The organism is Agromyces sp. P1_H4 (genome assembly GCF_056405255.1).
Map to the genome: position 1 here is coordinate 1 of NZ_JBFUCL010000254.1, position 5,563 is coordinate 5,563.

The 5,563-nt window shown below is 73.8% G+C and carries 6 protein-coding genes; 2 read left to right on the forward strand and 4 right to left on the reverse strand.

Annotated features, from left to right (window positions below; all coding sequences use genetic code 11):
* The coding region (locus tag AC1DY2_RS14380; protein ID WP_476763047.1) for an isochorismate synthase at window positions 1–1,256 on the forward strand (1,256 nt) is incomplete at its 5' end.
* Window positions 1,257–1,266: 10 nt separating this feature from the next.
* Here AC1DY2_RS14380 and AC1DY2_RS14385 read toward each other — a convergent pair.
* The 3 genes from AC1DY2_RS14385 to AC1DY2_RS14395 all read right to left on the reverse strand — a co-directional run bounded on the left by AC1DY2_RS14385 (window position 1,267) and on the right by AC1DY2_RS14395 (window position 4,513).
* Window positions 1,267–2,124: a PPK2 family polyphosphate kinase gene (locus AC1DY2_RS14385; RefSeq protein ID WP_476763048.1), complete on the reverse strand. Its 858-nt coding sequence runs from the start codon at window positions 2,122–2,124 to the stop codon at window positions 1,267–1,269.
* A 126-nt stretch (window positions 2,125–2,250) separates the two neighbouring features.
* Complete coding sequence (menD, locus tag AC1DY2_RS14390; RefSeq protein ID WP_476763049.1) at window positions 2,251–4,059, reverse strand: 2-succinyl-5-enolpyruvyl-6-hydroxy-3-cyclohexene-1-carboxylic-acid synthase; 1,809 nt, start codon at window positions 4,057–4,059, stop codon at window positions 2,251–2,253.
* Window positions 4,052–4,513, reverse strand: coding sequence for a PLD nuclease N-terminal domain-containing protein (locus AC1DY2_RS14395; RefSeq protein ID WP_476763050.1), 462 nt, complete (start codon window positions 4,511–4,513; stop codon window positions 4,052–4,054). Before AC1DY2_RS14395 ends, menD begins: the two co-directional genes overlap by 8 nt.
* Window positions 4,514–4,586: 73 nt before the next feature.
* On the opposite strand from AC1DY2_RS14395, the gene AC1DY2_RS14400 reads away from it, so the two are divergent.
* Window positions 4,587–4,880 (forward strand): DUF4229 domain-containing protein, encoded by a 294-nt coding sequence (locus AC1DY2_RS14400; protein WP_309974849.1) that lies wholly within the window; start codon window positions 4,587–4,589, stop codon window positions 4,878–4,880.
* Here the strand turns inward: AC1DY2_RS14400 and AC1DY2_RS14405 are convergent.
* The coding region (locus tag AC1DY2_RS14405; RefSeq protein ID WP_476763051.1) for a 1,4-dihydroxy-2-naphthoate polyprenyltransferase at window positions 4,844–5,563 on the reverse strand (720 nt) is incomplete at its 5' end. The two genes, AC1DY2_RS14400 and AC1DY2_RS14405, sit on opposite strands and share 37 nt — an antisense overlap.

Here is a 5,563-nt window from a genome sequence, read left to right on the forward strand (position 1 = left end):
CGGTCGAGGAGCTCGCGCCGCTCATCCCGCGCGCCGACCCGCGGCATCCGTTGCTCTGGATGCGTCGCGGTGAGGGCATCGTGGGCCTCGGCGAGACCCTGCGCGTCGAGACGAGCGGGCCCTCCCGCGTGAAGGACGCCGCGGCGGCCTGGACCGACCTCGCCGCCGACGCCGACGTCGACGACCGCGTGGGGCTGCCCGGCACGGGGCTCGTGGCGTTCGGCGCGTTCGCGTTCGCCGACGAGTCCGCCTCGTCGAGCGTGCTCGTCGTGCCCGAGCTGGTGCTCGGCCGCCGCGACGGCCGCGCGTGGGTCACCCGCATCACGCTCACGTCGGGTGCTGCTGGCACCTCGGGCGACCGGGGCGACGACGGCGGTGCGGATGCCGCGGCCACCGTGCCGCTCGCCATCCCCGAGCCGGCGCCCAAGCGCCGCGTGCCGCGCGTGGCATTCACCCCCGGAGCCGTGCCGCCCGAGGCATACGAATCCGCCGTCGCCGAGGCCGTGCGCCGCATCGACGCCGGCGAGCTCGAGAAGGTGGTGCTCGCCCGGCAGCTGCTCGGCGAGCTGCACGAGGAGGATGGCCTCCGCGCCACCATCACCCGCCTCGCCGAGGACTACCCCGACACCTGGGTCTACGCCGTCGACGGGCTCATCGGGGCGAGCCCCGAGACGCTCGTGCGCGTCGACCACGGCACGGTCTCGGCACGCGTCCTCGCCGGCACGACATCGCGGGGCGCCGGCGAGGCATCCGACCGCGAACGCGCCACCGCCCTGGCCGCCTCGCCGAAGGACCTCGCCGAGCACGCCCTCGCCGTGGCGAGCGCGGTGAAGCGGCTCGCCCCGCACACCGCCCGCCTCGACGCGAGCCCCGAGCCCTTCACGCTGCAGCTGCCGAACCTCTGGCACCTCGCGACCGACCTCAAGGGCACCCTCGGCGACGGCTCCAGCTCGCTCGACCTCGTGCAGGCGGTGCATCCGACCGCAGCGGTCGCCGGCACCCCACGCCGGGTCGCGCTGCGCGTGCTCGCCGAGCTCGAGGGCTTCGACCGGGGCCGCTACGCCGGGCCGGTCGGCTGGATCGACGGCGACGGCGACGGCGAATGGGCCATTGCGCTCCGCTGCGCACAGGTGGAGCCCGACGGCACCGTGGCGGCATATGCCGGGTGCGGCATCGTCCACGACTCCCGGCCCGCCGACGAGCTCGCCGAGACCGTCATGAAGTTCCGGCCGATCGTCGAGGCGTTCGGCGGCTGACGCACCGCGCTCAGCTCGCGAGCAGCCGCAGCTTCTCGGTCTCGACGTCGTAGTCGGGCAGCGGCCACTCGAGCTCGAGCGCCTCGAGCGCCTGGATGAGCAGGTGCTGCACCGCCAGGCGCGCGTACCACTTGTGGTCGGCCGGCACGACGTACCAGGGCGCGATCGGCGTCGCGGTGCGATCGAATGCCGCCTGGTAGGCCTCCTGGTACTTCGGCCCGAGCATCCGCTCCTCGACGTCGTTGGGGCTGTACTTCCACTGCTTCTCGGGCCGCTCGAGTCGGTCCATCAGGCGCCTCTTCTGCTCGTCGGGCGAGATGTGCAGCATGACCTTGATGATCGTCGTGCCCGCGGCCACCAGCTCGGCCTCGAACTCGTTTATGGCGCCGTAGCGGCGCTCGATCTCCTCGGGCGACGCGAGCTCGCGCACGAGCGCGATGAGCACGTCCTCGTAGTGCGACCGGTCGAACACGCCGATCATGCCGGCCTCGGGCACCTGCTTGCGGATGCGCCAGAGGAAGTCGTGCTTCTGCTCCTCCTCGGAGGGGGCCTTGAAGGAGGCGAGCTGCACGCCCTGCGGGTCGACGTTGCCGATGACGTGCTTCACGATGCCGCCCTTGCCGGCGGTGTCCATGGCCTGGAGCACGAGCAGGATGCGCCGGCCGTCGTCGCCGGTCTGGTGGTGCGCGAACAGCTTCTCCTGCAGGTCGGTGAGCACCAGTGCGCCCTCCTTCAGGGCGGCGCGCCCTGCCTTCTTGTTGCCGTCGAACCCCGGGGTCGCGTCGGTCGGCGACTCGAGGAGGATGAATCCCGGGTCCACTCGCAGCAGTCCGGTCGGGTCCTCGCGCCAGTACGACTCGTGGCTCATGTCACACTCCTTCGTGCGACGCCGTGTCGCCCGGGTCCATCCTGTCGACAGAGCGGATGCCGCGGCAAGGGCTCGACGCGGGTCGACGGATGTGCGGTGGAGTCTGATACGGTGCGCGACCCGAGCTCAGCGCGGCAGCGGCACCTCGACGACCTGCGGACCGTCGACCCGGCCGGTGAGCGCCTCATCGAGCTCGCCACGGGTCGTCGCGCGGGCGTAGGCCCACCCGTAGGCGCCCGCGAGCGCCGCGAGGTCGACCGCGTGCGGCGTGAACTGCACCCGGTCGAACGCCTCGGTCGCGGCCGACCCGGCCACCTCGAGCGCGTCGAAGATCGTGCCGCCGCCGTCGTTGCCCACGATGAGCTGCAGGCGCGGGCGCGGCTCGCCCTGTCCGAGCAGCAGCGATCCCACGTCGTGCATCAGGGTGAGGTCGCCGATGAGGGCGCGGGTCACGCCCGTGCGGGCGGGGACGGCCGGCGCCGCGGCATCCGGAGCCTGCGACTCGCCCGGTGCCGGCGCCTGGCTGGCGATCGCGATGCCGAGCGACGTCGCGACCGTGCCGTCGATGCCGGCGAGGCCGCGGTTCGCGTGCACCGGGATGCGTCGGCCGGGCACCGCGCGGTCGGCGTCGCGGATGAGTCGGGACGCCCCGAACACGAGGCGATCGTGCGGCCAGGTCGCGGCCCACACCGCGTCGACGAGCATCCGCCGCGTGACCGGAGCGCGCACCGCGGCGAGCTGCGCACGCATGTACTCCCGCTGCGCGGAGAAGTCGGAGACGTGCCCGGTCTCGTCGACCCCGCTGCGCACGGATGCCGCGGCCGGCACGGCCTCGTCGACCAGCATGCGGCTCGCCCGCACCCACCGGCCCGTCCACGCACGCTCGTCGGCGTCGGGTTCGTGCGCGGCCGCGCGCACCGCTCGCTCGAATCGCCGCACCCGCCGGCCCGGGTCGTACCACTCGATGCCGGTCGGCGCGACGACGATGGCCTCGACCCCGTCGCGCTGCACGAGCGCGGGAACTTCGCGCGAGAGCGTCGGATGCCCGAAGACGACGACCCGCTCGACGGCGTCGCCGAATCCCGGCTCGCGCAGGAGTTCGCGATAGGCCACGACGAGGTTCGGCCCGAAGTGCGCGCCGCTCGTGACTTCGGCGATGAGCGGCCAGCCGCCATCGCGCGCGAACTCCTCGGCGGCCGGACCGGCGCCCGCCCCGGCAACGACGATCGTGCGGGGGCCGTGCTCGATGACGGGGCCGCCCGGCCGGGGCGCCTCGGCGGGTGTCGTCCAGGGCTCCTCGGCGCGCGGCGCGACGTCGAGGGTCAGCACGGCCGAGAGCGGCTCCCGGTACTGCAGGTTCACGTGCACCGGCCCGGGGCCAGGGTGCGGCACCGGATCGCCCGACGCGTCGCGGCCGAGTGCCGCGGCGACGGCCTCACGGGCGACGGCGGCCGCGGCATCCGCTTCGCCCGGCGCGCCCTCGGGTGCCGGCACGTCGCGTTCGAGTCGCACCGCGCCGGCGAAGATGCCCGGCTGCATGGTCGTCTGGTTCGAGCGGATGCCGCGGAGCTCGGCCGGTCGGTCGGCCGAGCAGACGATCAGCGGGACGCCCGAGTGATGCGCCTCGAGCACCGCAGGGTGCAGGTTCGCGACCGCGGTGCCCGACGTGGTGACGATCAGTGCCGGACGCCCCGACTCGACCGCCGTGCCGAGGGCCAGGAACGCCGCGCCGCGCTCGTCGATGCGCACGTGCAGGCGGATGGCGCCGACGCGCTCGAGCTCGGCCGCGGCGAGCGCGAGCGCCTGCGAACGGGAGCCCGGCGCGACCACGACGTCGCGCACGCCCTCGCGCACGAAGGCGCTGAGGAGCGCCATCGCGGCGTCGCTCGCGGGGCTCCGCCCGGCCTGCACCGGGTGGGGCGCCGGATCAGCCATTCGGTCGCCCGGAGGGCCCGACCTCACCGGGGGCGTCGGGTGCGTCGGGACGCTTGCGATCTGAGCCGCGCGTGCCGTCGGGCGGCGTGGCGGCGCCGGGGGCGCGACCCGGGCCGGAGCCCTTGGTGTCGTCGGCGTCGAGTTCGGCCAGTTCCTGCTCGAGGCGGCGGATGCGCTCGTCCTGCTCGGCGTCGGTGCGGAGGCGGCGCAGGAAGTCGGCGTCGTCGTCGGGGGCGATCGCACCGCCGCGCGACGGGCCGACGCGGTTCGCCCGCCCGCGGCCGATGATGAACCACAGGAGCCCGCCGATGATCGGCACGAAGAGGATCACGACGATCCACCAGCCGCGGCGCAGGCCCCGGATGCGCGAGCGATCGAAGAACGCGCAGTCGGCGACGGCGTAGATCGTGAAGATCACGGCGGCGACGCCGAGTCCGAAGAGCAGCCGGGCCATTCCCTCAGTGTAGGCGCGTCCGGGGCCGCTGCGGCTGTGAGAGCGCTCAGGGGCGGCGACCTACACTGTCAAGGTGAAATCCGTGCCCGTCTGGATCTGGTACACCGCGCTGCGCATCCTGCTCTTCGCGGTGCCGCTCGCCGTGCTGCTCGCCGTGGGCGTGAACCCGTGGATCTCCGCGGCCGTCGCCGCCCTGTTCGGGCTGAGCGCGTCGCTGATCTTCCTGCGCCGGGCCCGGGAGTCGATGTCGACCGACCTCTACAGCGCGCGGCACCGCGAGGCGCCGGTCGCCCGGGCCGACGACGAGGAGGAGGACGCCGCGATCGACGGTCAGAGCCCGAACGCGAGTCCCAAGCCCACGCCGTAGACGAGCGCGGTGAAGCTCGCCAGCTGGAGGGCGAGCAGCAGCTCGCGCGGCGTCTTCGACCACAGCACGATCGCCGACGCCGGCAGCGCGAGCAGCAGGCCGAACAGCACGAGCCACGCCGTGGGGTAGAACAGCGCGAAGAACACCACGATCGCGAACGGCACGAGCATGAACACGGCGAACAGGATGCGGCCCGCGAGCGGACCGACGAGCACCGCGAGGGTGCGCTTGCCCGCGGCCTTGTCCTGCGCGACGTCGCGGAGGTTGTTGGCCATGAGCACCGCGCAGGCGATGAGGCCGGCGCCCACGCCGCCGAGCCACGCCTCGAGGTTCACGTCGAGCGCCTGCACGTAGGCCGATCCGGCCGTCGCCACGAGGCCGAAGAACACGAACACGAACAGCTCGCCCAGGCCGTAGTAGCCGTAGGGGCGCTTGCCGCCGGTGTAGAACCACGCGGCCACGATGGCGACGGCGCCGACGGCGAGCAGCCACCACTGCTGGGTCACGATGACGAGCGCGAGTCCCGCCAGTGCGGCCAGCGCGAAGAAGCTGAGCGCCACCGCGAGCACGTGGCGGGGCTTCGCCGCGCCCGATCCGGTGAGTCGCGCCGGGCCGACGCGATGGTCGTCGGTGCCGCGCACGCCGTCGGAGTAGTCGTTGGCGTAGTTCACGGCGATCTGCAG